This is a genomic window from Bacillus sp. JJ1521 (assembly GCF_036965165.1).
GTDB lineage: Bacteria > Bacillota > Bacilli > Bacillales > Bacillaceae_L > Ferdinandcohnia.
In genome coordinates, this window is sequence record NZ_JBALOX010000170.1 from 4,878 (window position 1) to 6,801 (window position 1,924).

2 protein-coding genes are annotated in these 1,924 nt (G+C 36.3%); both read left to right on the top strand.

Translation table 11 applies throughout. From position 1 onward, the window contains the following. Positions 1-501 precede the first annotated feature (501 nt). A complete protein-coding gene (locus tag V7147_RS20145; RefSeq protein ID WP_335369600.1) occupies positions 502-894 on the top strand; it encodes a sporulation protein in 393 nt (130 codons plus the stop codon). A gap of 54 nt (positions 895-948) precedes the next feature. Beyond that, positions 949-1,719: a TerC family protein gene (locus tag V7147_RS20150; RefSeq protein WP_335369601.1), complete on the top strand. Its 771-nt coding sequence runs from the start codon at positions 949-951 to the stop codon at positions 1,717-1,719. Positions 1,720-1,924: the final 205 nt, after the last annotated feature.

Below are 1,924 nucleotides of genomic sequence, written 5' to 3' on the forward strand. Positions count from 1 at the left end.
AGTCGTAAAACGATAAATGGTATACCGCAAACCGCATTACCGGTATATCACGGAGTCGTAAAACGATAAACGGTATACCGCAACCGACATTTCCGATATATCAGAGGGTCGCAAACTGATAAATGATATACCGCAAATAAAACCATTTACATTGGAATTACTTAGTCGTTGTTCTTGTCTATGCCCATTATGGGAAATAGAAATTTTAAGTAAGAAAAAAAAAGATTGACTTTAAAAAGAAGAATCCTTAGACTAATATTATAAGTTAATACTATATCCTTTTTTAAAGGGGAGTAGCTTTTACAACAAAGTCGTCATTTCGGAGAATTCTATTTTCTCGGCTTTGTTGGCAACCAATTCGTTGTTAGCAAGACCTTTGCCTATTGGTAAAGGTCTTTTATTGTTTTAAAAAACCTTTGCCTAACGGTAAAGGTTTTTTTGTTTTTCAAGGTCTGTGGTGCATGAATAAGGATTTTATTAATATCAAACAGGAGGAAATTCATGATTCTAAGAAAATATATGGCGCTATTAGGGGTAGGATCTGCACAGATTGATCTGATGCTTGAAAAGGAAACATATAGGGCAGGTGAGGAGGTAAAGGGACATTTCTTGATTAAAGGTGGAACTATATTACAACAATTGAAACGGATTGATTGTGATTTGGTTTTAATAGAAAGCCAAGAGAAAAACGAAGAAATCGTTGATTCTATTACTATATTAACTACCGAGTGTATTCAAGCGGATGCTATCAATAAAATTCCTTTTACTTTCAGGCTTCCTAATTCTGCCCGAATATCAACAGGCTCGTTATGCTATCGATTTAAAACTAGATTAGCCTTCACCAAAGGGGTAGAAAGCTTTGATCAGGATGCTATTCGGATTGTTAATGATTAACAGAAATAATGAAATAACAAGGATATAAATCTATTTATTAGGAGGAAGATATAATTGGAGCTTTCAATTTTGTTAGAATATGGATGGGTATTGTTACTATTAATCGCCATCGAAGGTTTGTTGGCAGCTGATAATGCGCTTGTACTGGCCATTATGGTAAAGCATCTTCCAGAGGATGAAAGAAAAAAAGCACTTTTCTATGGACTAGTAGGTGCCTTCGTATTCCGCTTTGGATCATTATTCATTATTTCTTTCCTTGTCGATGTTTGGCAAGTGCAGGCGATAGGTGCATTATACCTGTTATTCATCGCAATCAATCATATTTTGAGGAAACTTGTCCTTAAAAATAAAAAGCTGAAAAAATCAAAAAAAGATGAAAAGAAATCAGGTTTTTGGGGAACGGTTTTCAAAGTGGAATTAGCAGATATTGCATTTGCTGTTGACTCAATTTTGGCTGCAGTTGCTCTAGCCATGACCCTTCCGAACACAAATATTCCGAATATTGGTGGTATGGATGGCGGTAAATTCCTAGTCATTTTTGCCGGGGGATTAATCGGTTTAATTATCATGCGTTTCGCCGCAAACTTCTTTGTGAAATTGCTTCATGCTAAGCCAGGTCTTGAAATTGCTGCTTTTGCGATTGTCGGATGGGTTGGAGTAAAGCTTGCCGTTTTAACATTAGGACATCCTGATGTGGGAATAATCTCGTATGAATTTGCACATTCCATTGAATGGAAGCTTATCTTCTACTCTGTTTTGATTGTGATTGCCGCGACTGCGTGGTTTCTGACTAAAGAAACAAACGAAAAACAGCTATCAGAATAACCTAGATTTATAAAATACAAGATTTTTAAGGAAAGAGTCGGAAGGATGCAGATACCGGTTCTTTTTTTCGTGAAAACTACATAGCAAAAGGTAGTTTCTGACTATCTATTCCTGTTAACGGTATATCACGGAGTCGCAAAACGATAAATGGAATACCGCAAACGACATTACCGGTATGTCACGGGTTCGCAAAAAGATAAATGGT

Bases quoted from the DNA above. Each gene is read 5' to 3' on its own strand.
- V7147_RS20145 (WP_335369600.1), top strand. From the start codon at position 502: ATGATTCTAAGAAAATATATGGCGCTATTAGGGGTAGGATCTGCACAG.